Annotated in this window: 23 protein-coding genes and 2 pseudogenes; 21 read left to right on the top strand and 4 right to left on the bottom strand. The window is 42.3% G+C overall.

Features of this window, described 5'->3' with window-relative positions:
* Positions 1 to 153: 153 nt before the first annotated feature.
* The 15 genes from rnmV (at position 154) to spoVT (ending at position 14,347) form a co-directional block, all read left to right on the top strand.
* Entirely contained in the window at positions 154 to 720 is a 567-nt protein-coding gene (rnmV, locus tag MKX62_RS07345; RefSeq protein ID WP_067214112.1) for a ribonuclease M5, read from the top strand.
* Positions 713 to 1,609 carry a 16S rRNA (adenine(1518)-N(6)/adenine(1519)-N(6))-dimethyltransferase RsmA gene (gene rsmA / locus MKX62_RS07340; RefSeq protein WP_340741128.1) on the top strand — a complete coding sequence of 299 codons (897 nt, stop codon included), beginning with the start codon at positions 713 to 715 and terminating at the stop codon, positions 1,607 to 1,609. The genes rnmV and rsmA overlap by 8 nt, the downstream gene beginning before the upstream one ends.
* Positions 1,610 to 1,751: 142 nt before the next feature.
* The gene (gene veg, locus MKX62_RS07335; RefSeq protein WP_067213752.1) at positions 1,752 to 2,018 is read left to right on the top strand and encodes a biofilm formation stimulator Veg; all 267 of its coding nucleotides are present in this window, start codon (positions 1,752 to 1,754) and stop codon (positions 2,016 to 2,018) included.
* A 132-nt stretch (positions 2,019 to 2,150) separates the two neighbouring features.
* Positions 2,151 to 2,327, top strand: a complete 177-nt coding sequence (locus MKX62_RS07330) for a small, acid-soluble spore protein, alpha/beta type (RefSeq protein WP_067213751.1) — start codon at positions 2,151 to 2,153, stop codon at positions 2,325 to 2,327.
* 300 nt (positions 2,328 to 2,627) lie between these two features.
* Entirely contained in the window at positions 2,628 to 3,494 is an 867-nt protein-coding gene (gene ispE / locus MKX62_RS07325) for a 4-(cytidine 5'-diphospho)-2-C-methyl-D-erythritol kinase (protein ID WP_187046259.1), read from the top strand.
* 55 nt (positions 3,495 to 3,549) lie between these two features.
* Complete coding sequence (gene purR, locus MKX62_RS07320) at positions 3,550 to 4,377, top strand: pur operon repressor (protein ID WP_067213749.1); 828 nt, start codon at positions 3,550 to 3,552, stop codon at positions 4,375 to 4,377.
* A gap of 1 nt (position 4,378) precedes the next feature.
* Positions 4,379 to 4,756 carry a RidA family protein gene (locus MKX62_RS07315; protein WP_067213748.1) on the top strand — a complete coding sequence of 126 codons (378 nt, stop codon included), beginning with the start codon at positions 4,379 to 4,381 and terminating at the stop codon, positions 4,754 to 4,756.
* 149 nt (positions 4,757 to 4,905) lie between these two features.
* Complete coding sequence (gene spoVG, locus MKX62_RS07310) at positions 4,906 to 5,190, top strand: septation regulator SpoVG (RefSeq protein WP_067213747.1); 285 nt, start codon at positions 4,906 to 4,908, stop codon at positions 5,188 to 5,190.
* Between the two features lie 395 nt (positions 5,191 to 5,585).
* A complete protein-coding gene (gene glmU / locus MKX62_RS07305) occupies positions 5,586 to 6,956 on the top strand; it encodes a bifunctional UDP-N-acetylglucosamine diphosphorylase/glucosamine-1-phosphate N-acetyltransferase GlmU (RefSeq protein ID WP_340741127.1) in 1,371 nt (456 codons plus the stop codon).
* A 14-nt stretch (positions 6,957 to 6,970) separates the two neighbouring features.
* Entirely contained in the window at positions 6,971 to 7,930 is a 960-nt protein-coding gene (locus MKX62_RS07300; RefSeq protein WP_338654474.1) for a ribose-phosphate diphosphokinase, read from the top strand.
* 84 nt (positions 7,931 to 8,014) lie between these two features.
* Positions 8,015 to 8,647, top strand: coding sequence for a 50S ribosomal protein L25/general stress protein Ctc (locus MKX62_RS07295; RefSeq protein WP_067213744.1), 633 nt, complete (start codon positions 8,015 to 8,017; stop codon positions 8,645 to 8,647).
* A 307-nt stretch (positions 8,648 to 8,954) separates the two neighbouring features.
* Complete coding sequence (pth, locus tag MKX62_RS07290; RefSeq protein WP_067213743.1) at positions 8,955 to 9,518, top strand: aminoacyl-tRNA hydrolase; 564 nt, start codon at positions 8,955 to 8,957, stop codon at positions 9,516 to 9,518.
* Between the two features lie 54 nt (positions 9,519 to 9,572).
* Positions 9,573 to 9,803, top strand: a complete 231-nt coding sequence (locus MKX62_RS07285) for an anti-sigma-F factor Fin (protein WP_067213742.1) — start codon at positions 9,573 to 9,575, stop codon at positions 9,801 to 9,803.
* Between the two features lie 386 nt (positions 9,804 to 10,189).
* Positions 10,190 to 13,720: a transcription-repair coupling factor gene (gene mfd / locus MKX62_RS07280; RefSeq protein WP_340741126.1), complete on the top strand. Its 3,531-nt coding sequence runs from the start codon at positions 10,190 to 10,192 to the stop codon at positions 13,718 to 13,720.
* Positions 13,721 to 13,810: 90 nt separating this feature from the next.
* Complete coding sequence (gene spoVT, locus MKX62_RS07275; RefSeq protein WP_067213740.1) at positions 13,811 to 14,347, top strand: stage V sporulation protein T; 537 nt, start codon at positions 13,811 to 13,813, stop codon at positions 14,345 to 14,347.
* A 248-nt stretch (positions 14,348 to 14,595) separates the two neighbouring features.
* Here the strand turns inward: spoVT and MKX62_RS07270 are convergent, their stop codons facing one another.
* Together MKX62_RS07270 and MKX62_RS07265 are read right to left on the bottom strand one after the other, a co-directional pair.
* Positions 14,596 to 15,303, bottom strand: a complete 708-nt coding sequence (locus MKX62_RS07270) for a hypothetical protein (protein WP_340741125.1) — start codon at positions 15,301 to 15,303, stop codon at positions 14,596 to 14,598.
* Positions 15,296 to 16,120 carry an ABC transporter ATP-binding protein gene (locus tag MKX62_RS07265; protein WP_067213739.1) on the bottom strand — a complete coding sequence of 275 codons (825 nt, stop codon included), beginning with the start codon at positions 16,118 to 16,120 and terminating at the stop codon, positions 15,296 to 15,298. The genes MKX62_RS07270 and MKX62_RS07265 overlap by 8 nt, the downstream gene beginning before the upstream one ends.
* Positions 16,121 to 16,312: 192 nt before the next feature.
* On the opposite strand from MKX62_RS07265, the gene MKX62_RS07260 reads away from it, so the two are divergent.
* Together MKX62_RS07260 and MKX62_RS07255 are read left to right on the top strand one after the other, a co-directional pair.
* Positions 16,313 to 17,296: an ABC transporter substrate-binding protein gene (locus tag MKX62_RS07260; RefSeq protein WP_187046256.1), complete on the top strand. Its 984-nt coding sequence runs from the start codon at positions 16,313 to 16,315 to the stop codon at positions 17,294 to 17,296.
* Positions 17,296 to 19,260, top strand: coding sequence for an iron ABC transporter permease (locus MKX62_RS07255; protein WP_340741124.1), 1,965 nt, complete (start codon positions 17,296 to 17,298; stop codon positions 19,258 to 19,260). Before MKX62_RS07260 ends, MKX62_RS07255 begins: the two co-directional genes overlap by 1 nt.
* A gap of 98 nt (positions 19,261 to 19,358) precedes the next feature.
* Here the strand turns inward: MKX62_RS07255 and lepB are convergent, their stop codons facing one another.
* A complete protein-coding gene (gene lepB / locus MKX62_RS07250) occupies positions 19,359 to 19,904 on the bottom strand; it encodes a signal peptidase I (protein ID WP_067213736.1) in 546 nt (181 codons plus the stop codon).
* A gap of 624 nt (positions 19,905 to 20,528) precedes the next feature.
* Between lepB and MKX62_RS07245 the strand changes: the two are divergent.
* From MKX62_RS07245 to MKX62_RS07235, 3 genes and pseudogenes are all read left to right on the top strand, one after another.
* A pseudogene (locus tag MKX62_RS07245) lies at positions 20,529 to 20,906 on the top strand (hypothetical protein); the annotation flags it as partial.
* A 99-nt stretch (positions 20,907 to 21,005) separates the two neighbouring features.
* A pseudogene (locus MKX62_RS07240) lies at positions 21,006 to 21,153 on the top strand (cysteine hydrolase); the annotation flags it as partial.
* Positions 21,154 to 21,443: 290 nt separating this feature from the next.
* Positions 21,444 to 22,661 carry an MFS transporter gene (locus MKX62_RS07235; protein ID WP_340741123.1) on the top strand — a complete coding sequence of 406 codons (1,218 nt, stop codon included), beginning with the start codon at positions 21,444 to 21,446 and terminating at the stop codon, positions 22,659 to 22,661.
* Between the two features lie 184 nt (positions 22,662 to 22,845).
* On the opposite strand, the gene MKX62_RS07230 is transcribed toward MKX62_RS07235, so the two are convergent.
* On the bottom strand, positions 22,846 to 23,019 hold the full coding sequence (locus MKX62_RS07230) for an aspartyl-phosphate phosphatase Spo0E family protein (protein ID WP_082786772.1): 174 nt from the start codon (positions 23,017 to 23,019) through the stop codon (positions 22,846 to 22,848).
* A 219-nt stretch (positions 23,020 to 23,238) separates the two neighbouring features.
* On the opposite strand from MKX62_RS07230, the gene MKX62_RS07225 reads away from it, so the two are divergent.
* The gene (locus MKX62_RS07225) at positions 23,239 to 24,831 is read left to right on the top strand and encodes a putative polysaccharide biosynthesis protein (protein WP_340741122.1); all 1,593 of its coding nucleotides are present in this window, start codon (positions 23,239 to 23,241) and stop codon (positions 24,829 to 24,831) included.

Below are 24,831 nucleotides of genomic sequence, written 5' to 3'. Positions count from 1 at the left end.
TTATAGCCATCTTCTGCTGAAGGAAGTTAAACCTCTGGGAGATATTATAAATTTTGAATTACGCCGAGGCGTAATTGATCGCCTGCCCATCTGTACATCCGCTTGCCGTCAGAGTAGAATTAGGGAAAGAATGCAATGGGAATGAGGATTTTTGTGAACATTAAAGAAATTATTGTTGTTGAAGGCAAGTCTGATACAGTAGCCGTGAAACGGGCAGCAGGTGCGGATACGATTGAAACGAACGGTTCTGCAATCGACGAGTTAACGCTCACGCGTATTCGGCATGCTCAGGAAACGCGAGGCGTCATCGTATTCACGGATCCCGACTTTCCTGGCAGAAGAATCCGCGCCATCATTGAAGAGCGTATTCCAGGTGTTAAACATGCTTTTCTTGAAAAGAAGCTGACGATTGCCAAAAATGGATCGGGGCTAGGTATTGAGCATGCACATGATGAGCATATACGGGCTGCGCTAAGTGCGGTTTACACCGTGGACGACCAGCCTGCTGTTGATATACCACTAGCAGATTTGATGACGGCTAGGCTTATCGGACATCCTGATGCAAAAAGGCGCCGTGAGCGCTTAAGTGAGCTGTTGCAAATCGGTCAAGTGAATGGCAAAGGATTAAAGAAGCGGTTGGAAATGTTCCGAATTGGTTATGATCGATTGGGAGAAGTATTAAAGGTTCTAGACGAGGAGGAAACGGAAAATAATGAATAAAGATATTGCGACTCCGGTCAGGACGAAAGAGATTCTCGCTAAATACGGTTTTTCGCTCAAAAAAAGTTTAGGTCAAAACTTCTTGATTGACCCCAATATTTTACGCAATATCGTTTCGCACGCAGGCTTGTCCGAAAAAACAGGTGTTATTGAAATCGGACCCGGTATTGGTGCATTGACAGAACATCTTGCAAGAAGCGCAGGAAAAGTCGTCGCTTTTGAAATTGACGGACGCCTCCTTCCTGTATTGGAAGATACCCTGTCGCCTTACGACAACGTGACAATCGTTCATCAGGACATACTGGAAGCTGACCTTCTACAAGTAATGCAGGATCACTTCGCGGATTATGAGGATGTTGTAGTTGTTGCAAACTTGCCTTATTATGTGACAACGCCAATTATCATGAAATTCTTACTTGGTAAAGTTCCAGTATCAGGTATGGTAGTTATGATGCAGAAAGAAGTAGCAGATCGCATTACCGCCGTTCCAGGGACAAAAGCATACGGTTCTCTATCCATAGCTATTCAGTACTATATGGATGCGGAAGTGGCTATGATTGTACCGAAGACGGTATTCATGCCGCAACCGAATGTTGAATCGGCTGTTCTACGTTTGACAAGAAAAGAAACGGCGCCAGCAAAAGTAATCGATGAAGACTTTATGTTTGTAGTTTCTAGAGGTTCATTCGTCCAACGCCGGAAGACGATTTTGAACAACTTGCAATCCTCACTTCCTAATGGCAAGTTGAAGAAAGAAGTGATCTTGCAAGCTTTCGAACAAATTGGCATGGACCCTGGCCGACGTGGAGAAACACTGACAATAGAAGAATTTGCAAACTTGTCGAATGCCTTGTATGAGGACTTCTTTGAGGAGAAGAAAAAACGATAGAGTTAGAAAGTTTTTATTAGAAAAATACCCTTTTTTCTAATAAAAAGATTGACAAAGTAGACAAGCAATTGTTAAAATGAAGATTTTAATTGACAGAAACTTTTAAAAGTGTTATGCTTATACTTAGTGAGGTGTAAGCGACGTGCCAAAAACATTAGCGGACATTAAGAAGTCATTGGATTCTCATCTGGGAAAACGTTTGCACTTAAAAGCAAACGGTGGTCGGAAGAAGACAATCGAGAGAGCTGGAGTGCTGCGAGAAACATATCGTGCAGTATTCGTAGTTGAACTTGACCAGGACGAAAATGCATTTGAAAGAGTATCTTACAGCTACGCAGACATTTTAACCGAAGCGGTTGAAATAACAATTCTTGAAGGTGCAGATCCTACTGCATTCATTATCAAATAATTACAGTCTTAATGATTTAATTCATTTTTAAACAACACCTGTGCAAGCATTCTGAAAATGGATGTCTTGTGCGGGTGTTTTTTCTTTCGTTTGGTTCATACTACAATTGTCAGCCAAAAGGAGGAAAACCGAATGGCGAAAAAACGTGGCATAATGTCTGAAGGCTTGAAGGTAGAAATTGCGAAAGAGCTTGGATTTTATGATGTTGTGGAGCGAGAAGGTTGGGGCGGCATCAAATCACGCGACGCGGGCAATATGGTGAAGCGAGCAATTGAAATGGCCGAACGAGGAGTAGCACAAAAGAAATAACGCTATGAATTACCCATTATCCAACTAACAGGCTGACAAAAGAAGAGCTGAATCCGGGGCATCAAGATATCCGGCCAGCTCTTCTTTTTAGTGCCTGGGAAGTTGTGCGATATAGATAGGATTGGTCGTCCGTTGTTGATGATTGGTAGGTATGATTATATGGTCGGTTGTGTTTCCACATTTGTTCTGAAACCGAGGCTTTCAAAAATCAATTATCCTATTATTATCATTTCACAGCGCAAATATTTCACCCTATGCTAAAATAGGGGGATACAGACTAGCTGGAATGGAGGGAGCCGGATGCTTTATGAAAAGGCACCAGCAAAAATCAATTTAACACTCGATGTATTACATAAGCGACCGGATAATTTTCATGAAGTCGAAATGATTATGACTACGGTTGATTTAGCAGACAGAATCTGGCTTCGTCCGACAGATAACGGGAAAATCATCATCAAGGCGTCAGAACGACATGTACCCAATGATCGAAAGAACTTGGCTTATCAAGCTGCTGAATTGTTACAAATTGAATGTGGTATTACAAAAGGTGTTGAGATTACACTAGAAAAAAGTATTCCTGTTGCTGCAGGGCTCGCGGGCGGAAGTTCGGATGCTGCTGCTACGCTACGAGGATTGAATAGGCTATGGAATTTAAAATTGAGTGTCGAAGAACTCGCGAGGCTTGGGGCACGAATTGGTTCGGATGTTTCATTTTGCGTACATGGCGGTACAGCACTTGCGACGGGGCGCGGAGAATTAATTGAAATCCTACCTCCCCCACCAAACTGTTGGGTCATTCTCGCGAAACCAGCCATTTCGGTTTCGACAGGAGATATATACGGAAAGCTGAATTTATCTGCGATTGATCATATCGATACGGTTCGAATGATTGAAGCATTAAGGGCGGGAGATTACGACAAAATGTGCAACTCAGTCGGGAATGTCCTAGAAACCGTCACAATGGATCTGTATCCACAAGTCGTTGTTCTGAAAGAGCAGATGAAGAGATTTGGTGCAGATGCAGTTTTAATGAGTGGTAGCGGCCCGACAGTTTTCGGTCTCGTTAAACATGAATCCAGGGTACCGAGAATTTATAACGGGCTAAAAGGGTTCTGTCCAGAAGTATATGCGGTTAGAATGGTCGGTGGACATACAATTCTTGATTAAATACGTACGATTGTGGTAATGTACATTAAAATATTCGGGTTTAGGAGATGGTACTATGAAGTGGAAAAGGAGCGAGCGGCTTGTAGATATGACTAGCCAATTGTTGGAATCTCCACATGAACTTATTCCACTGACCTTCTTCTCCGAACGTTACCAAGCGGCTAAATCCTCGATTAGTGAGGATTTGACGATTGTAAAAGAAACGTTTGAGGAAAAAGGCACAGGAAAACTGGTGACGGTTTCCGGAGCAGCGGGAGGAGTGAAGTTCATCCCGAAGATGGTAGAATCCGACGTTCGTGAAGTGATGTCGCTTCTAATGGAGAAACTTGGGCATTCGGATCGATTGCTGCCAGGCGGTTATTTATTCATGACGGATCTTCTTGGCAATCCGCGCATTATGGATCGTGTGGGTAAAGTATTTGCTTCAGCGTACGCGGAGACAGACATTGATGTGATTATGACGGTAGCGACGAAGGGTATTCCGATTGCCCATGCAATTGCGCGTCACCTGAATGTCCCAGTCGTTGTCGTTCGCCGTGATAGCAAGGTGACCGAGGGACCAACTGTGAGCATTAATTATGTATCTGGTTCAACCAGACGTATTCAAACAATGGTATTATCGAAAAGAAGCATGCAAAGCGGACGCAAAGTCCTCATTACAGACGATTTCATGAAAGCAGGCGGTACGATGCTTGGGATGAAGAGTCTTCTGGAGGAATTTGGTTGCGAACTGGCAGGTATAGCTGTTCTAGTAGAATCCGATCATGCTGAAGAGGTTCTCGTCGATAACTACTTATCTCTTGTTAAGCTTCATGCAGTAAATGAAAAGAATGGGACCATCGAGTTAGAAGAAGGAAACTATTTTGCGGAAGGTGGAAAATGATATGAATTATGTAGCGACAGAAAACGCACCACAGGCAATTGGACCTTATGCACAAGCGGTTAGTGTGAACGGAATGGTATATACATCCGGGCAAATTCCATTGACACCGGAAGGACTGCTTGTTGAGGGGACTATCGAAGATCAAACGCACCAAGTGTTCGCCAATTTAAAAGAAGTGCTGAAAGCAGCAGGTTCATCTTTGGATAAAGTAGTCAAAGCAACTGTTTTTATTAAAGATATGAATGAATTCGTTGCTGTCAATGACATTTACGCACAGCATTTTGGGTCTCATACACCTGCACGTTCAACTGTTGAAGTTGCTAGATTACCGAAAGACGTAAAAATTGAAATAGAGGTTATTGCTCTAGTAGCCAAATAACAGATACCCGCCCAAATATCACTTTGGGCGGGTTTTTTATTTCCGTGTCTTTCAAAATGTTTAAATAATTGTGTTTATAAAGAAGGGAAACGCTTACTTTTGTGGAATATAGTCGTCATGCACTGTAAAGACAAAAGGAGTGGTAAGAGATGGAAGTAACAGATGTGAGGTTACGAAAGATGGAAACTGATGGAAGGATGAGGGCAATTGCTTCGATTACAATTGACGATGAATTTGTCGTGCATGACATTCGGGTCATCGATGGAAATGAGGGATTGTTCGTAGCGATGCCGAGTAAACGAACGCCTGATGGAGAGTTTCGTGATGTAGCACATCCAATTAATACAAGTGCTCGAACCAAAATCCAAGATGCAGTAATGGCGGCATACCACCTTTCTGCAGAAGAAGCAGTATTTGAAGGCGCTGGTGCATGATGTGGCCCCTTCGTTTTTACCTATACTTATCGTGAAATAATATAGACAGCCTGTGGATAATTTACAATATAGAAGTTTCACGTCTAGGCTCCGGGCACAAAATGCTCGGAGACCTGCAGGATGTGGGTTCCGTTGAAGCGGGATTGAACTACGATTCACTTTGTGCTAGATGATAAGGACAACTTAGGTTGTGTTCACTTGCAGGTTCCCTGCGCTTTTTTTATGGATTTTTTTGGCATTAAAAAGCTGAATAAAAAAGAGAAAATAATGATAAAAGATTGTAATCAACTTGTCAAGAGGTATGAGGTTGAAAATTAGCCCGTTTTCAGCTATAGTCAATAGTGAAAACATTCGAGGGGGATTCGCCTTCATCCCTCATTCATGGGGGCTATTAAATGACAAATACATATGCCGTTGTCCTGGCTGCAGGGCAAGGTACACGGATGAAGTCCGATTTATATAAAGTACTGCATCCCGTTTGTGGAAAACCGATGGTCGAACACGTAATTGATCATATACGCGGTCTTGGTATTGGTCGAATTGTTACGATTGTTGGACATGGTGCAGAAACGGTAGAAGAAACGCTTGGAGAGAAAAGTGAATATGCGCTACAGCAAGAGCAATTAGGCACGGCACACGCTGTTCAGCAGGCTGAGAGGCTTATTGGTGACTTGGATGGTACGACTATCGTTGTATGCGGAGATACGCCGCTCATTCGTTCTGAGACAATGGAGGAATTGATTGCGCATCATAAAGCAACAGGAGCAAAAGCAACTATCTTGACGGCTAATGCGGATGATCCAACAGGATACGGGCGCATTATCAGGGGAGAGAGTGGCCAAGTCCTCCGAAATGTTGAACAGAAAGATGCAACTCCTGAAGAACAAAAAGTGACGGAAATCAATACAGGGACCTATTGCTTTGACAATCGGACACTTTTTGAAACGTTGAAAAAAGTGAAAAATAATAATACGCAAGGGGAATACTATCTCCCTGATGTTGTCGGTATTTTGCAATCTGAAAATGCACTCGTTTCAGCATACGTGACAGGGGATTTCAGTGAAACACTCGGTATCAATGACCGCGTAGTCTTGGCAGAAGCAGAGCGTGTCATGCGTAGACGTATAGCTGAAAAGCATATGCGGAATGGTGTAACAATTATCAACCCCGAAAGCACGTATATAAGCGCGGCAGCCGAAATTGGCCGTGATACAGTTCTTCAACCGGGCACAATGATTGAAGGTCATACCGTTATCGGCAATAAGTGTGTAATAGGACCAAATAGCCAGATTGTCGACAGTGTAATCGGTGATAATACAAATGTGCATTCATCTGTTGTACTATCTAGCAGAATTGGTTCAACTACGGCAATAGGACCGTTCGCACATATCCGCCCGGACTCTGATCTTGGAGACAGTGTGAAAATCGGTAACTTTGTGGAAGTGAAAAAGGCGACACTAGGTGAAGGTAGCAAAGTGTCACATTTAAGCTATATTGGTGACGCAAAAATTGGGTCGCATGTAAATGTAGGTTGTGGAACAATCACTGTTAACTACGATGGCAAGAACAAGCATCTTACAACAATCGAAGATAATGCATTTATTGGTTGTAATTCCAATTTAGTCGCTCCAGTTACAGTTGGAAAAGGTGCATATGTAGCAGCTGGATCGACAATTACTAAAAGTGTGCCAGAAAGTTCACTTGCAATTGCGCGTGCACGGCAGGAGAATAAAGAAGGATATGCAAACAAACTAAATCTCAGTTAAACAGGGGGAACATGATGGCTAATCACTATCCTAACGATAAACTTAAGATATTTTCTTTGAATTCGAACCAAACACTTGCGGTGCAAGTAGCGGAAAAAATCGGACGTCCACTTGGCAAATGCTCGGTCAAACAATTCAGTGACGGAGAAGTCCAAATCAATATCGAAGAAAGTATCCGTGGCTGCGATGTATTCGTCATCCAGTCGACATCGTACCCTGTCAATGAAAACTTGATGGAACTTCTTATTATGATTGACGCTTTGAAACGTGCGTCAGCACGCACAATCAATGTCGTTATGCCTTATTATGGCTATGCGCGCCAAGATCGTAAAGCACGTTCACGTGAACCGATTACAGCGAAACTTGTTGCAAATTTACTTGAAACAGCAGGAGCCCACCGTGTCATTGCAATCGATTTGCATGCACCACAAATCCAAGGTTTCTTCGATATCCCAATCGATCATCTTGTTGCTGAGCCAATCCTTACAGAATACTTTAAAGGAAAAGGTTTTAACACTGATGAACTTGTTATTGTATCACCGGATCATGGCGGTGTAACGCGTGCGCGTAAGATGGCGGACCGCATGAAAGCACCTATTGCGATTATTGACAAACGTCGCCCACGCCCAAATGTTGCTGAAGTGATGAATATCGTTGGCAATGTTGAAGGGAAAACAGCAATCCTAATTGATGATATTATCGATACAGCAGGGACAATCACAATTGCGGCGAGCGCTTTAATCGAAAGTGGAGCAAAAGAAGTGTATGCTTGTTGTACACACCCAGTGTTGTCAGGTCCAGCAATCGAACGAATTGATAATTCGCAAATTAAAGAATTGGTTATTACAAATTCAATTGAGCTTCCGGCAACGAAAACATCCCCAAAAATCAAGCAACTTTCGATCGCTTCATTGCTTGCAGAAGCGATCGTGCGTGTGTTCGAAGAGAAATCTGTTAGTACATTGTTTGAGTAAATTTAATTTAGATGTTTCATGTCGCTTGTCATTGGGTATTTATTAGTTAACACAACTTTTTTTAAAGAAGGGTGATTAAATAAAATGAGTACAACTATACAATCAGAAGCGAGAGTACCATCAAAACAATCAGCACTAACTGGATTACGTAAAGAGGGCTATGTTCCAGCGGTCGTCTACGGTTATAAAACAGAAGCTACATCGATTTCAGTAAAAGAGCGAGACTTACTGAAAACATTACAAATAACGGGCCGTAATGGCGTTATTAAACTTAATATTGACGGGAAGGACCTTAATGTTGTCCTAAACGATTATCAATCTGACGTATTAAAAGGTGAAATTCGACATGCGGACTTCCTTGCTATCAACATGACAGAGGAGCTTGAAGTAGATGTTACTATACATCTTATTGGCGAATCTGTTGGCTTGAAAGAGGGAGGCGTACTTCAACAACCGAACCGTGAAGTGACCATCAAAGTGAAACCTTCGGATATTCCGGAGACATTTGATATCGACATTTCAAAACTTCAAATCGGCGAAACGATTACAGTAGCTGAAATTCGTGCGAATTCGAAATATGAGATTTTAAACGAAGATGATCATGCACTTGTTCTAATTTCATCACCACGTACAGCGGCGGAGATGGAAGAACTTGAAAGCGAAGCTTCTGAATCAGAAGAGCCAGAAGTAATTGGTGAGAAGAAAGAAGCTAAGTAATACAAACATGAGCGCACGGAAATCCGTGCGCTTCTTTTCTGTTTCATAGTTAAGTAATTATAGGTTTTTTAACTTGGAATAGTGTCTTAGCACTAGTCACAAGGCTCCTAAGATATAGCTATGCAGTCGTTTGCGACAGGAAGTCGCTCACTTAGACTGCCTTTTTTGCTCTCTTTAAGCCCATGGCATCTGTATCGTTTCCTTGTGCTTTTCTCAAGGATAGGAAAGTATAACTTTATCTACATGAATCGGTGTCTAGACTCTAGCGCTTTTCTAAATCCTCTAGTGTAAAAGGAAGATGAAATTTATGAAAATGATAATAGGACTCGGAAATCCGGGTAAACAATATGAAAAAACACGCCATAATGTGGGGTTTCATGTCATTGACGAGCTTAGTACTCGTCTGCCAATCACTGCAGTACAATCGAAATTTGGTGGCATGTATACGGTTGTCCATCGTCCGGAAGGAAAAGTAATGCTTGTCAAGCCGCTTACTTATATGAACCTATCTGGTGAATGTGTTCGGCCATTGATGGATTACTTCGATATCGACGTAGAAGATATCGTTGTTCTGTATGATGATCTTGATATTGCTCCCGGAACAATTCGACTGCGTCAAAAAGGCAGTGCAGGTGGCCATAACGGCATGAAATCACTTATTGCTCATCTTGGTACGGACCAGTTCAATCGAATCCGAATCGGTGTTGGTCGTCCCATCGGTGGTATGAAAGTGGCTGATTACGTTCTAGCACCTTTCGGCAAAGATGAAAAACCATTAATTGAAGACATGGTGAAAAAAAGTGCATCCGCATGTGAAGCGTGGCTGGGCAAACCATTTAATGATGTCATGAACAACTTTAATGGTGTATAAGGAATAATAAAGCCGTCTTGCGCCTATACTTTGAGAAAAGGGGCGGAGACTAAAATGGCGATCCGTTATACTTGCCGGCATTGTGAGACTGAAATTGGCACACTTCCGTTTGAATCTGCGAAGGAGGCTATCCTTCTGCTGCACAAGATGGACGAAGAGGAAGTTGAGCATTTTCTGACGTATGAAAAAGACGGGGCATTGACGGTGCGATGCATCTGCGAACAGTGTGAGCAATCGCTTCAACGATTCCCGGACTACTATACACTTAACAAATGGCTTCAATAAGATGTACGCTTTGGCGCTAAATGCGTCCAAAGCTTTTTCTGTTTTTCTGTCTAAAGGTAGTTGTGTTGAACTATTAAATTATTTTGAATTGGCTGCGGCATAAGGGGGGGCTTAGGGCTTCGGTTACTTGATGTCCAGTTAATGAGATAATTTCCAGCAAAGGCGTCTACTGGGTTAGTCGAAGCAATAAGTCTGACGGTGATTTTCTATCCGGCTTATTGTGGGAGGCATCCCCTAGTGCCAAGCGTTGTTGGTAGGATTCTTTATTACAACATATATAGATAATTATTTTTCCAATATATAAATATAGTTTGGACTTGGCGCACTTGAATGGCCTAGCCCTTTTTGAACGCCTACTATTATTATGAAAGAAAGGATGTGTAGCATTGGAATCACTAATAGATTTGTTTTTACAAGAGAAAGAGATTGACGAACTAGTGGGAGAGTTGGAGGCGGGAATAGACCGTCAACTTATCGCGGGATTGTCAGGCGGGGCGAAGTCGATTCTTTTCAAAGTGCTTCAGCAGTCGAGCAAACGGCCCATTCTTATCGTATCCCCAAATTTATTGCAAGCCCAGCGTACATATGAAGACCTCGTCAAAATGTTGGGCGATTCACTCGTCCACCTTTACCCTGCAGAGGAACTCATTGCTGCGGACTTTTCTGTTTCGAGCTATGAACTTCGCGCCCAGCGCATCGATACATTAGATCATATGGTACGAACTGGGAAGGGGGTTTATATCACGCCGATTGCAGGCATGAAAAAACTATTACCTGAAAAAGCACGCTGGCTATCCAATTCATTATCAACGACAATAGGCGCAGAAATTAATATGGAAGAATGGCTTGAAAGACTTGTGTCAATGGGTTATACGAGACAGTCAATGGTAACAGCGCCAGGTGAGTTTGCATTGCGTGGGGGTATCCTGGATTTGTATCCGCTGAATTTGGAAGAACCCGTACGGATTGAATTATTTGATACGGATGTTGACTCGATTCGCACATTCTCGGCGGAAGATCAGCGCTCAACAGGTAAGTTGAAAGACGTATCAATTCTTCCCGCTGCCGAATTTGTTTGGAAGGCTGAAGATTTGACGATCATCGCAGAAAACCTGGAGAATGCGCTTGGCGTTAGTTTGAAGAAGATGAACGATGTGGATGCGAAAGAACGGTTAACCATTAATATGAAGGGGGATATTGCTTTAATGAGGGAGGGATCCATTCCGGAAAACATGTTGAAATATGCATCGTTTTCAGCTGGAACGACTTCCCTTGAAAGCTATTTTCCAAGTAACGGAATCGTTTTATTTGATGAAATCGGACGGGTCCTTGAGGTTGTTGCATCACTAGAGTCGGATGAAAAGGAATGGATGGTTGCTCTTCTTGAAGAAGGGAAAATTGTTCATGATGCAAAAACTTCATATTCATTCGAAGAGGTACATGGAACATTAAAGCAACGAAAAGTATATTTATCCCTTTTCGTGCGCACAGTTCCAGGAATTGTTGTGAAAAAGACAGTGACGTTTTCTTGTAAACCGATGCAGCAGTTCCATGGGCAGATGAGTTTATTGAAAAATGAGATAGAACGCTGGCAGCAAGGACGTTTCAATATTTTCATTATCGCAGACGGCAATGAACGAATGCAGAAAGTTCAATCTATCCTTGAAGATTACGATATGCAATCTGCCTTGTCTGGCAAACCGTCAAAAGCAGGTGGCATAATTGTCATCGATGGCGATTTGTCTGCTGGCTTCGAGCTGCCGTTTCAACGGATGGCAGTTATAACAGATTCTGAGCTCTTCAAAGGGACACCGAAACGGAAAGCACGTCCGCAAAAGATGACCAATGCAGAACGCATCAAAAGTTACTCGGAAATCAAGCCAGGTGATCATATCGTTCACGTTCATCATGGGATTGGGAAGTATTACGGGGTTGTAACGCTCGAAGTAAGCGGTATTCACAAAGATTACCTCGACATCAGGTACCGCGGAGAAGATAAGCTATTCGTTCCTGCCGACCAGATCGATTTAATCCAGAAATATGTCGCCTCCGGGGAAAAAGAACCAAAACTGCATAAGCTGGGTGGGGCAGACTGGAAGAAGACGAAAACAAAAGTTATCGCAGCAGTACAAGACATTGCGGACGACCTAATTGAGCTGTATGCCAAACGGGAATCGGAAAAGGGACATGCATTTGCAGTGGATGACGACATGCAAATGGCATTTGAAAACGCGTTCCCTTACGACGAAACCGATGATCAGCTCAGATCTATCGCTGAAGTGAAATTGGATATGGAAAAAGAACGTCCAATGGACCGCTTACTTTGTGGGGATGTTGGTTATGGTAAAACGGAAGTTGCAATTCGTGCTGCATTTAAGGCTGTATCAGATGGCAAGCAGGTAGCATTCCTTGTACCTACAACGATTTTAGCGCAACAGCATTACGAAACAATGAAAGAGCGTTTTTCTGGTTTCCCAGTTGAAGTTTCCCTCTTAAATCGTTTCCGGAAAAAGAAGGAACAAACGGAGACGTTGAAAAGATTGAAAGCGGGAACAGTCGACGTTATCGTTGGTACACATCGCCTTCTTTCTAAAGATATCGCCTACCATGATCTTGGTTTACTTGTTGTCGATGAAGAACAGCGATTTGGCGTAACGCATAAAGAAAAACTTAAACAGTTAAAAACACATGTCGACGTCCTGACATTGACCGCAACACCTATTCCACGGACGCTCCATATGTCGATGCTTGGTGTTCGTGATTTGTCCGTTATTGAAACGCCACCAGCAAACCGTTTCCCTGTCCAGACTTATGTTATGGAGCAAAACTTTGCACTTGTCCGCGAGGCAATTGAAAGGGAAATGGGCCGTGGTGGGCAAGTATTCTACTTGTATAATCGGGTGGAAGATATGGAGCGTAAAGTCGATGAAATCAAGCAGCTTGTGCCTGAAGCGCGAGTTGGATTTGCCAATGGTCAGATGGGCGAGTCGGCACTTGAGTCGGTGATTTTAAGTTTCCTTGAAGGTGAGTATGATGTTCTTGTAACGACAACCATCATTGAAACGGGTATCGATATTCCGAATGTCAATACACTTATCGTTCAAGACGCTGACCGTATGGGGTTATCACAGCTCTACCAACTACGTGGGCGCGTTGGGCGTTCGAATCGTGTTGCCTATGCCTATTTCCTTTATCAGCGTGATAAGGTGCTGACAGAGGTTGCAGAAAACCGTCTTCAAGCAATTAAGGAATTTACGGAACTTGGCTCGGGCTTCAAAATTGCGATGCGTGATTTATCAATTCGTGGTGCGGGTAATTTACTTGGTTCTCAGCAACATGGCTTCATCGACTCGGTTGGTTTCGATCTTTATTCTCAATTGTTGCAAGAAGCTGTTGAGCAGAAGCAGACAGGTATTGTAAAAGCGGATATACCAGACTTGGAAATTGCGTTGCCGCTTAATGCATATATTCCAGATGAGTATGTACGTGATGGATTCCAAAAGATTCAAATGTACAAAATGGTTAAAGCGATTGAAAATGAAACCGACTACAATGAACTTGTCGATGAAATGACAGACCGATTCGGTGATATGCCGCTCGAGGCTGACTTGTTACTACGTGTTGCAAGGGTAAAAGCTTGGGGACGTATCGCGGGTGCCGAATCCATCAAGAAACAACAATCGCTTATTGAAGTTCGCATATCGCCTGAAGGAACTGCGAAAACAGACGGCGCAAAACTGGTATCCGATTCAATGGCGTTTGGTCGTGCAGTTGGGTTCACGATGGAAAATGGTTGTCTTATCATGAGAATCGATGAGCGTCATACAGGGAAACAGACTGCATTTGATGTACTTGAAGAAATGATGCGAATTCTTCAGTCGTCTTTAAAGGAAACTGTTGTTAGTGATTCCGTCTAAAGGGCATGTTGCATATTTTGTCCATCCTTGATGCATACTACAATTGAAACAAAGTTAACGTTCAATTTTGTGGAAAGTGAGGCATCATGTATGAAGGCAACGGGAATCGTCCGCAGAATCGACGATCTTGGCAGGGTAGTTATCCCTAAAGAGATTCGAAGGACACTAAGGATTCGTGAAGGGGATCCACTTGAAATTTTTACCGACCGGGATGGCGAAGTAATTTTGAAGAAGTATTCGCCGATATCAGAACTCGGTCAATTTGCAAAAGAGTATGCGGAAACATTGTACGAAACACTAGGCACGCCTGCGCTCATTAGTGACAGGGATGAAATGATTGCCGTGTCCGGATTATCGAAAAAAGATTATTTGAATCGCCAGTTGTCGCCTGATCTCGATGAGATTATGACAGGCCGTAAAATCGTTACCGAAAAACTTGAAAAGGCGATTGAGTGGGTGCCTGGACAAGTGGAGCAGGTGAAGTCTTATTGTATTGCACCCATTATTGCTGCGGGGGATACGATTGGTGCTGTTTACCTGTTATCAAAGGTGCATTTTATCGGCGAAACTGAAATGAAAGCGGCGGAAACGGCCGCGCATTTTTTAGCGAAACAGATGGAACCATAAAAACAGCCCACACGAACCGGATATTGACGGTTTGTGTGGGCTGTTTTTAACGTCTAGGAAATTATAAAATCTCGAACTGAGGATAATTTCCAACATAGAATTTATACGTCTAGACTTCGGACGCAAAATGCGCGGAGGAAGTGAGTTACGTAGTGGGTAGGAATTGACCTAAATCCCCCTTGTTGCGGCAAGACGGTGCAAATTTAGAATACCTTCTATAAATGGCTTTATGCCTGTTGCCTCTGAACTTAGGCGTTTGTACTTTTACTCTTTGCCAGTGGACAATAGGGGCATTTTTCCGTGTTCGGAAGCTCCTTATACAAACAACATGTTAATCGTTTATAATTCGCCATAGCGTCCAGTGCCTGTTGGTTGTTCAAATATTGTTTGAAAGGGGAGCGGCGCATTGCAGGTTTCCAAGCTTCATCATCCAATAAAACATCTAAATCTTGCTGTGCAAATAAGGAACTTTCTTGAAGCAGCATCGAGTACATCCATAAGACGTACCCCCATATGTTTTCCCACAAAATTAACTTCGCAATTTTTGCACGCTTGCTTAAATAGTCAACGACAGGATGTCCGTAGGTCTCAAGAATAAAGTGGATATCTTTTTCACGGTTTTGTACGAGTCTAAAGCCGGCAGGTGGAACGGAAAAAAAGATTGTATCATTTTCGATGAATAACGATACATCGTCCAAATCACCAGCCCAAAGTAAATTATGTTCACTCATTAAATGTAGTTGGGCAGCAATGAAAAAACCATGCCTTCTCATATAAATAGATGTAGCGACAGTATTCGTTGGGGCACCAGACAAACTTTGAATTATCTCAAATAGTTTGTCGCAACCTGATTCGGATAACATATCTGCCGCCGACATAAACGTGGTCGCCTGTTCACCGATACGCACACTGAAACGTTCTAGTGCAGAAATTTGTTCTGCGTGTAACTTAAGCACCCGTATTTTTCCGAAGTTCCGGTACGATACAACGGCCCCGTCCGAATGGAACACAGTGTGGTGTACCGAAAAGAGGGTCTGTGGAAACTTGACACTCCATCCCAAACACAGCTCGAACTAAATCGCAGGTAATAATATTCTCTGGCTTGCCTTGCGCATGGACACCGCCATCTTTAATGGCGACGATATTGTGCGCATAACGGGAGGCCAAATTCAAATCGTGTAGCACCATTACAATGGTACGGCCTTTTTGTTCATTTAATTCGAACAGTAGATCAAGAATTTCAATCTGATGCGTCATGTCGAGGTAGGTCGTTGGTTCATCCAATAAAATGACGTCTGTATCTTGAGCCAGTGTCATTGCAATCCATGCACGCTGCCGCTGACCACCTGATAACGTGTCGATCGATTGATCTCGTAGATCACTTATCCTAGTCGCTGTCATTGCAGCTTCTGTTTTCTTCGTGTCCTCTTCAGTCCATCTTGAGAGCCACGATTGGTGTGGATAGCGTCCTTGTTTCACAAGATCATGTACCGTAAGCCCTTCAGGTGATACAGGTCCTTGTGGAAGAATACCCATTTTCTTTGCTACATTACGTGAAGACAGCGAGTGGATATCCTTACCTTCAAGTAAAATAGAGCCGTCAGATGGTTTTAAAAGACGGGCAATTGAACGGAGTAACGTAGACTTACCACAGCCGTTACTACCGACGAAAACAGTAATTTCGCCTTTAGGAATCGATAAATTCAGGTTTTCAAAGAGTAGATTATCTTGATAGCCAATCGATAGGTTTTCAGCTTTTATTGAGGTATGCATTGGAATGCCTCCATATCTATAGGGAATCTAAATGATTTTCATTTTCAATTAGAGATAAGCATAGCATATTTAGCATCTATTGAGAATGATGGTCATTTATTTTTGAATAAACTTTACAAAGCCGTCTAATCAAGTTTAAACTACTAAATGAGAATAATAATCAAGATATAGATAAATGGAGGAATGTTAAGTATGAAGAAGTCTCTAAAATCCCTGCTTATTTTAGCGCTTTTTGCGGTGTTGTTGGTAGGTTGTTCTTCGAAGAAAGAAGATAAAGCTGCAGACAATAAAAAAGTAGAAAATAGTATAACAATTACAGGTGTTAATGGTGAAGTGACGCTTGATAAGCCTGCTAAAAAAATCGTTGTTTTAGAATGGACATATGCGGAAGATTTATTGGCAGTAGGCATTCAGCCTGCTGGGATGGCGGATATACAAGAATATCATGATTGGGTGAATATCGATGCAGAGCTTAGCAAAGACGTAGCAGATGTTGGAGGTCGCCAAGAACCGAATTTGGAGGCGATTGCTGCATTGGAACCGGATTTGATCATCGGTACTAGCTTCCGTCATGATGGGATGATTGCGGATTTAGAGAAAATTGCGCCTACGGTCATTTTTAATCCGTATCCTGAAGATGAAAAAATGGATTTGTATCAAGAAATGATAACAACATTTAACGAGATTGCAAAAGCGGTTGATAAAAAGGATGAAGCGAAACAGGTATTAGCTGACCTGGATGTGAAATATGAAGAAGCGAAAACGACTATCGAAAATGCCGGTTTGAAAACAAAAGATGTTGTCTTAACACTTGCCTATACGGGACCTCAAGCACCTGAAGTTCGTGTATTTACGCCAAACTCAATGGCTTCAATTATGTTAGAGAAAATTGGCTTAAACAACATCCATATCCCAGATCAATTTGAAATTTACGGTTCGAGTACGTATAACGTCGAGGGGCTAACGAAGTATGAGGATGCAAACTATTTGTATATCGTTCAGGCCGACGACAATATTTATGAGAAACAATTAAAAGATAATGCAGTTTGGAAGAACTTGAATTTCGTGAAAGAAGACCGTCTGTATGATCTAGGCGGGGATACTTGGTTATATGGAGGTCCTCTTTCAGCTGAAACACTGCTTAATAAAATTACAAGCACGATGGTAAGTAAGTAATGGCAAGAAAGACTTCAGGAAAACGATCCTTTTTAGTTATGATTATTGGGTTGTTCCTGTTGGTTTTATTATCTTTTATTCACTTAACACAAGGTCAAGCGGATTATACTGTTACGCAATTAGTAAAAGAAGTGTGGACAGAGGGGCGCGTGCAGGACATCGTGCTCTCTCTACGTCTTCCGCGGTTAATAATCGGGATACTTGCTGGTGGTGCCCTTGCAGTGGCGGGGGCTGTATTGCAGACGTTGACGAACAACCCATTAGCATCTGCAGGCACACTAGGAATTAATGCAGGCGCTTATTTTTTCGTCGTTGTTTCAATGATTTTCTTCCCATCGCTACTCGGGAATTTTCCGTTTGTTGTTGCATTGATGGGTGCTGTACTGTCATCCGTTCTCGTTGTAATGCTAGCAGGTAAGCAAATGGAGCCCGTTCGTGTCGCGCTGACAGGAATGATTATTTCGTTATTGTTTGCGTCGATGACAGGTTCATTGCAGCTATTATTCGAAAACCAGACGAACGGTCTCTTTTTATGGGGCTCCGGTACACTTGTTCAATTAAATTGGGACGGTGTATCGTTTGCAGGACCGGTTATCATTGTGTTCTTCGTCCTCGCGTTAGTGTTGGCAAAGCCATTGGATACGTTGTCGCTGGGTGAAGATATTGCATCGTCTCTTGGGCAAAATGTTAGGTTTGTTAAATTACTCGCGTGGGCTGTTGCAATTGTCCTTGCGGCTGCAACAGTAAGTGTAGTCGGCCCAATCGGTTTTATCGGATTAATGGCCCCGCATATTGTTCGAATGCTTGGCGTTCGAGGGCATTTGAACATTCTCCTCCAGTCATTTTTATGGGGAAGTGTCATGCTGATAGGAGCCGATGTGTTAGGGCGATTGGTTCAACCTGGACAAGAAGTACCGGTTGGTGCAATGACAGCGTTGATCGGCGGACCGTGGCTGTTGTACTTGGCATGGAAAACTGCAAAAACGCATAGTCGGGGCGACCGTCAAATGGGCGGTACATTGAAACCAGTGAAACTATCGGTTGTCATTACAATCGTTGTCGCACTTATTGTTGTTATTATTTCATTGGCTTTATCATTCAATGGCACTGCATGGACGACCGAATGGTTGAAACCTGTTGTGTGGAATTTCCGAGTCCCGCGCGTGTTAACGGCGTTCATCGTCGGGGTTATGCTTGCAGTTGCGGGGGTATTATTGCAGGGGGTATTACGAAATCCATTGGCGGATGCAAGTATTTTAGGTGTTACATCAATGGGTGGTGCCGGGGCGATGATGCTTCTCGTGTTATTTCCTGCCATTCCGATCAAATATATGCCGCTAGGTGCAGTCGTGGGAGCTGCCATTGCACTCGGTATAATTTTAGGGACGTCATGGAAAAACAATTTCCAACCGATGCTTGTAGCACTTATGGGAATTGCGATTTCTGCATTCGGCTCGGCCGCCACACAAGTTTTTGTCGTGAAAGCGAAACTCGCCGTAGCGGCTGCGCTCGTCTGGTTGTCGGGAAGTACGTACGCAAAAGGATGGGACGATGTACAGCTAGCCTTGTTGCTATTTGCGTTGTTCATCGGTCCGGCCATTTTCTTGACACGCAGTTTGGATACGTTGACGTTCGGTGATGATGTGGCGGCGGGTCTTGGACTTTCAGTAAAGTCGACCCGTGTTTGGGCATTGATCGTTGGTGTCGCGATAAGTACGGCAGCCGTTTTAATTGTAGGGACGATTGGCTTTGTCGGGCTCGTAGCACCTCATATTGCACGTAGATTGGTCGGTTTCCGTCACCTGCCTTTGCTTGCCGTATCTGGATTATTAGGCGGACTGCTTCTTGTCACAGCAGATTTTGTCGGAAGGATTCTTATTGCTCCGAAAGATATTCCGAGTGGTCTGATTGTAGCGCTGATTGGCACGCCGTATTTGCTTTACCTTCTTCGGAAAATGAAATGAAAAGCGAGTCGCCACTGGCGACTCGCTTTTCATTTTGATATATATAAAACCCATTAAAATTAATCATTCTCCAAAAAAGGAGTCCTTCAAGTATATACTTATTTCGGTATACTGATTTCCGTGAATGGGTAAATCCGCAGCTTCACTTCACCAATGACAGCATCCTCAGAAATGAATCCGAAATATCGACTGTCATTACTCTTTAAGCGATGATCGCCAAGTACAAAAAAAGCGCCTTCAGGTACTTCCTCTTGCCCTGTAATTTCCGCTAACGTGAAATCTCCAGTTATCCGATCCGTGATTGGATCTCCATCAATACGCTTAGCATAGGGCTCATCATATACACTTCCATTAACGTACAATATGTCATCAATCATCTCAATACGATCTCCGGGTACTCCGATGACCCTTTTAATGTATTTATCTGTTGCATTAGGGGCATGAAAAACAATCAAATCGAATCTGTCAATCATGCTCACTTTACTCACAATAACACGGTTATTATCTTCGAAGGTCGGCAACATGGATTCTCCTTGCACCTTCGTTGGTACAAATAAAAACTGGTAACAGATAAAAACAATTGCAGATGCAAATAATAGTGATTGTATCCAAGAAAACAACTCACTTTTCACAGTTTTCTCCAATCATATCTCCCCTTCCGATTAACGTCTTTATCTATTAGTGTACAAGACGGGACCCATTATTAATACTTTAAACATGAATTTTACCCACTATAAGTAAATTTAGGGCGGTGATTAGGGAGATACATACCTATGTAGGAAGTAGATAATTGAAGAAGGATTTAATAGTTAATGGATTTCACTTGGATTATATAAAGGGAATTTGAAACATTGGAACAAATTGAACGTCTAAATATGTTGACATAAAAAATCCACTCAACAACGCTCGGCGCTAGGGGATGCCTCCCGCAATAAGCCAGACAGAAAACCGCTGTCAGTCTTATTGCTTCGGCTACCCCTATGAGGCGCCTTCGCTGGAGATTATATAGAATCATTAGTTCAACATATATACTATATTTTTTGTAATAAATATTCCCTTTTTAAATCCGCTTCGGCGACTCCTTTAAAGGCTTCAAAACTATAATCTATATTGTGTATCTTTCTAGCAATTTTCTGTATAACGATCTTTTGGAGTTTGAGTTATTTTTTTGTATATTCGGCGGGGAGCCGTGGGACATAAATATTAATAGTGCCTGTTCAACTTAAAAGTAAGCTAAACAAGCAGAATCTAACTATGCGAAAAGGAGAATGATTTTATTGAAACCAATTATAAAGGCTGGATTTATAATTGTAATCTGCATGTGGCTTGTAGCGTGTGGAAACAGCGTACAAGTGGGACATAAAAGCGGAGAGATTTTTACACCACATGAAACTGACATTATTCAAGTAGGAAGTGATGTAGAGAACTTGGAAGCTATGGATCAATTTGTAGAGGATTCAAAGAATGAAATGGAAAGAGAAGTTCGCTATGTAGTTTTTGAAAACGAAAGCGCTGATCCCACAGCAGTTTATACGTTAAAAGCTCGTAAAGACTTGGAAGCTGGACAAAGTTGGGTTGAGATATCACGGGACTGGAACTATGATGCAGAGGGTCATGACCTTATTGAGCCGCAACAGTGTAGCAGCGTGTCCAAGGATATAGAACGAGGTGCATTTTATCTGAATGAATGCTTCCATACGTGGGAGATTAAACTTATGCCCATTGGTGAAAGTAATAACAATACCTCAGATGCCACAGCCGCCTTTGGAAAGATGGATCAAAATGATACCTATTATGATGCAGAAACTGTACATACTATATCGCCTAGCGACACTACATGGTGAATTTGCGACAATACTTACACTAGAGCAAGTCCTAAAAAAGTATTTATAGCATTTTTCTTTGACTACTGTGAAAGTTAATCTTTGTGGGTACATTAGCTTTATGGATTTTGTGAATAGTATTCTGAAAATTTGTATTCAAACATATCAAATTGACGTATAATAGAGTTATATAACTCATTCTTACTACCTCTATAAACATTATTATATTGTAGCATTTTGTGATTTTTTTGCATTTTGTATTTTGTGTTGTAAAACAATAGATTTTAGGAGGTATTTGTCGAGTGTAAAACTACCCTGTACTAATCAGAATTAAATTTTGATTGTAAAGGGGTAGTAAGAATGAAGAGTGCATCTTTCCGTTTTCTTTGGATTGGCCAATCAATGGCCAATTTAGGTGATATTTTTTATATTGTGGGGCTTATTTCAATTTTATATGCTTCGACAGAGTCACCATTTATATTGGCATTGGTACCATTTCTTAGTATGTTTGGTCGTTTTATTAGCGGGATGATTTCCCCGCTACTGTTAAATCGATATCCATTAAAGACCCTGCTTGTTCATTCGCAAGTAAGTAAGACATTATTATTGTGTTTGCTAGCGCTTATCTTAGTATTTCACATAACGTCGAGCATACTCGTTATAATAAGTTTCGTATTTACGATTGCATTCTTAGACGGTTGGGCAGCACCAGCAAGCCAAGCAATGTTACCACGCTTGGTTCCCAAAAATGAACTTGTGAAAGCCAATAGCTTCTTCTCCATCATTTACGAAACAGTAAATTTAGGGGGCTGGGCACTTGGCGGTCTGCTTGTTGCAATTTTCAGCGGTCAAGATGTCATTTTAATCACGTTGGCATTGTATCTGGTTGCTACTTTACTGATGACTAAAATTGTTGATCCAACCGAGTTTTACAGGAAATTTTCCGAAGGTCGTCAAAGCGGTGAGCTAAAAGAAGGTTGGCAAATCGTTTGGAGAAACCCGTTGTATAAGAGTCTTTATGTGATCATCGCATTTGAAGCAGTCGCAAATGTTGTATGGATTGCTTCTATACTCTACGTCTTCGTGGCTGAAATTCTTGGTGAGAATGAGTCTTGGTGGGGATATATTAATACATCGTTCTTTTTGGGAATGGTTGTCGGTGGGATCATATGCTCACGTTTTACCACGGTATTTGAGAAAAACTTAAAGTATGTTTTGATTACTTTTTCCTTTGGAATCAGTATCCTGACACTTCTTTTCGGTTTAACGACAATTGCTTGGCTGTCTCTTGTCCTTATGGGACTCGTTGGGATTTTTCAACAACTAAAAGCAATTGCTGCGAACACATTTCTTCAAAAGTCAGCCAGTCCTGAAGAACTCCCAAAAATTTATGCTGTAGAGAGTTCGCTGGTGTCGTTATTATTTGCAGTTTCCTCTTTACTGTTTGGCGCACTTGCCGAAATATGGGATGTGCGAATTACTTTTATAATTTCAGCCATATTGTTAGGAATAGCAGCAATGTATGCTGTGAATCGCCATCGTCATTTTTCTGTAAAGGAATCAATGATCAATCAGTAATGGTGAAAAGTGCAAAAAGGAGCTAAAACCATAGCGGTTTATAGCTCCTTTTGCCGTGTTATATAGTGAAGTATTGAATCCAGTGTAGGCGCTTTACAGGGGTAGCCGAAGCGTTATTCAGTGGAATCATTTAGTCAACTCGTATAGTTGACTATTTGTGTTCAGAAGACGACACATCATTAGGTCATTGTATAGCCCGGATCCCCTGATATCGATTCAATAAGGTGTCCAGCTCTTGACTACGTGCAACGACAACCGGATGACTCAAACCAAAATGCTTTGCCGTCGCGTACATATCATTTCTTTTTAATTTTATTAATACGGATAGAACTCGCTTTTTAGGAATTGTTTTTACCATCCTTGGTCCCCTCCTATTTTACCTTTTTTATCAGTTTTATTTTTTGATATAATTTAACAGTTAAATGTTTACAAAACTTATACCTATGTCTTTCCCATAACGTCGTACAATTAAACCTCTTAATAATTTAAATTAGAATATTCGATGTTATCCTGAATATCGTCATTATTCGTTCATGATATAATGGGTGTACTATGTACGAAAGAAAGAGGCACGATTATGGCGCAGCAATGGGACATGAAAACGTTTATGAAAGGTGCGTCGATTCTGACCATCTCTGCAATCATTGTGAAATTACTTGGGGCAGTCTATCGAGTTCCGTTCCAAAACCTTGTCGGTGACAAAGGGTTTTATATTTATCAGCAAGTGTATCCGTTCATTGGCATTTTTATTGTCTGGACGTCGTACGGTTTTGCAGTGGCGGTATCGAAACTGCTTGCAGGAAGTACGAGTCGCGGTGAAGCAAAAGCGATGATGCGTGTGGCATTTACCTATCTACTTTTATTATCAGTGGCCTTTTTTGCTCTATTAACTATTTTCGCGCCATTTTTCGCGCGCTCCATGGGCGATGTTGAGCTCGTACCTCTCCTGCGTGCTGGCGCGTATATTGTTTTACTGATGCCGGCGTTAGCAGTTTTGAAGGGTTCATTTCAATCGGAAGGTCGAATGGTACCTGTTGCGGTTTCAGGCGTTGGTGAGCAGGCTTTCCGTGTAACGGTCATTCTCATAGGCACATGGATTGCGGTGCGATCAGGTGCTTCTCTCTACGTGGCAGGTGAGGTAGCGATGTGGGGGGCGGTTGTCGGGGAAGGTGCTGGCGTTATTATACTTGCACTCTATTTTCGGAATACGTTCAAAGGACCATTAGAAAAAGTGGACACGTGGCGAGTGGTGAAAGAATTGACGATTGTCAGTTTGGGGATCAGCGCAAGTTCACTTATTCTCCTGCTGTTTCAATTGGCCGATTCATTTACAATCTATAATATCCTGCTATCTAATGGTTTTGCGGCGGATGCAGCCATGGTGATGAAAGGTGTCTACGATCGTGGGCAACCGCTCGTACAAATGGGGATTCTGATTGCTTCGACATTAGCGCTCGCGATTGTTCCACTTATCGCTCATCATTCGGCAAAAAAAGCGGGACGAGGGGCATTACCGTTTATCCAGCTAACGTTCCGAACTGCTTTCCTATTCGGTTGGGCTGCAGCGGCAGGGCTTGCACTTGTTTTGCCTTATGTGAATGAAATGCTGTTTGAAACACGTGATGGTTCTGTAGCCCTCATTATTTTCTCATTACAAATTCTCTGGTTATCGCTTATTTTACCGTTAACAGCGATGCTTCAAGGTGCGGGGAAAGTTAAAGTGCCAACGCTCCTGCTTATCGGTGGGTTGGTTATAAAAATCTTCGCGAATCAACTTCTGGTTCCTTTATGGAATGTCACGGGAGCGGCGATTGCCGGCAATATCGGTTTCGCGGTAATTGCATTTGGGTTGCTGCTTTACTTTAAAACAGTATGGCCAATTCGCCTTGCACCAACACGTTTTTACGGATGGGTGATAGTGGCAACTACTCTCATGATAGCCATTGTTTTACCGTGGATGCTCATTGCAGACGGGTTTTTATTCGACCAATTACCAGATCGGATTGAGGCGACACTTATCGCATTAACATCTGTTTCGGTGGGAGCGGTTGTTTTCCTTTTCGTCATTATGAAATCACGTATAATGGCAGAGAAGGAATGGTTTCTTCTGCCATTCGGTAAACGTTTAGCTACATTGCAATTACGACTTACTAAAAGAAAAGGTGAATAG

This window comes from Sporosarcina sp. FSL K6-5500 (assembly GCF_038005665.1).
Classification (GTDB): Bacteria; Bacillota; Bacilli; order Bacillales_A; family Planococcaceae; genus Sporosarcina; species Sporosarcina psychrophila.
The sequence above is the reverse complement of the archived record's forward strand: the minus strand, read 5'-3'. Positions and strand labels throughout refer to the sequence as shown.

What these genes read in the sequence shown, in the direction of transcription:
- MKX62_RS07300 (WP_338654474.1), top strand. Translation starts at nt 6,971, where the DNA reads ATGGCTAATCACTATCCTAACGATAAACTTAAGATATTTTCTTTGAAT.
- rsmA (WP_340741128.1), top strand. Translation starts at nt 713, where the DNA reads ATGAATAAAGATATTGCGACTCCGGTCAGGACGAAAGAGATTCTCGCT.
- glmU (WP_340741127.1), top strand. Translation starts at nt 5,586, where the DNA reads ATGACAAATACATATGCCGTTGTCCTGGCTGCAGGGCAAGGTACACGG.
- MKX62_RS07315 (WP_067213748.1), top strand. Translation starts at nt 4,379, where the DNA reads ATGAATTATGTAGCGACAGAAAACGCACCACAGGCAATTGGACCTTAT.
- MKX62_RS07295 (WP_067213744.1), top strand. Translation starts at nt 8,015, where the DNA reads ATGAGTACAACTATACAATCAGAAGCGAGAGTACCATCAAAACAATCA.
- ispE (WP_187046259.1), top strand. Translation starts at nt 2,628, where the DNA reads ATGCTTTATGAAAAGGCACCAGCAAAAATCAATTTAACACTCGATGTA.
- purR (WP_067213749.1), top strand. Translation starts at nt 3,550, where the DNA reads ATGAAGTGGAAAAGGAGCGAGCGGCTTGTAGATATGACTAGCCAATTG.
- spoVT (WP_067213740.1), top strand. Translation starts at nt 13,811, where the DNA reads ATGAAGGCAACGGGAATCGTCCGCAGAATCGACGATCTTGGCAGGGTA.
- MKX62_RS07230 (WP_082786772.1), bottom strand. Translation starts at nt 23,019, where the DNA reads ATGGTAAAAACAATTCCTAAAAAGCGAGTTCTATCCGTATTAATAAAA.
- MKX62_RS07260 (WP_187046256.1), top strand. Translation starts at nt 16,313, where the DNA reads ATGAAGAAGTCTCTAAAATCCCTGCTTATTTTAGCGCTTTTTGCGGTG.
- MKX62_RS07255 (WP_340741124.1), top strand. Translation starts at nt 17,296, where the DNA reads ATGGCAAGAAAGACTTCAGGAAAACGATCCTTTTTAGTTATGATTATT.
- pth (WP_067213743.1), top strand. Translation starts at nt 8,955, where the DNA reads ATGAAAATGATAATAGGACTCGGAAATCCGGGTAAACAATATGAAAAA.
- MKX62_RS07235 (WP_340741123.1), top strand. Translation starts at nt 21,444, where the DNA reads ATGAAGAGTGCATCTTTCCGTTTTCTTTGGATTGGCCAATCAATGGCC.
- spoVG (WP_067213747.1), top strand. Translation starts at nt 4,906, where the DNA reads ATGGAAGTAACAGATGTGAGGTTACGAAAGATGGAAACTGATGGAAGG.
- MKX62_RS07225 (WP_340741122.1), top strand. Translation starts at nt 23,239, where the DNA reads ATGGCGCAGCAATGGGACATGAAAACGTTTATGAAAGGTGCGTCGATT.
- MKX62_RS07330 (WP_067213751.1), top strand. Translation starts at nt 2,151, where the DNA reads ATGGCGAAAAAACGTGGCATAATGTCTGAAGGCTTGAAGGTAGAAATT.
- MKX62_RS07285 (WP_067213742.1), top strand. Translation starts at nt 9,573, where the DNA reads ATGGCGATCCGTTATACTTGCCGGCATTGTGAGACTGAAATTGGCACA.
- MKX62_RS07265 (WP_067213739.1), bottom strand. Translation starts at nt 16,120, where the DNA reads ATGCATACCTCAATAAAAGCTGAAAACCTATCGATTGGCTATCAAGAT.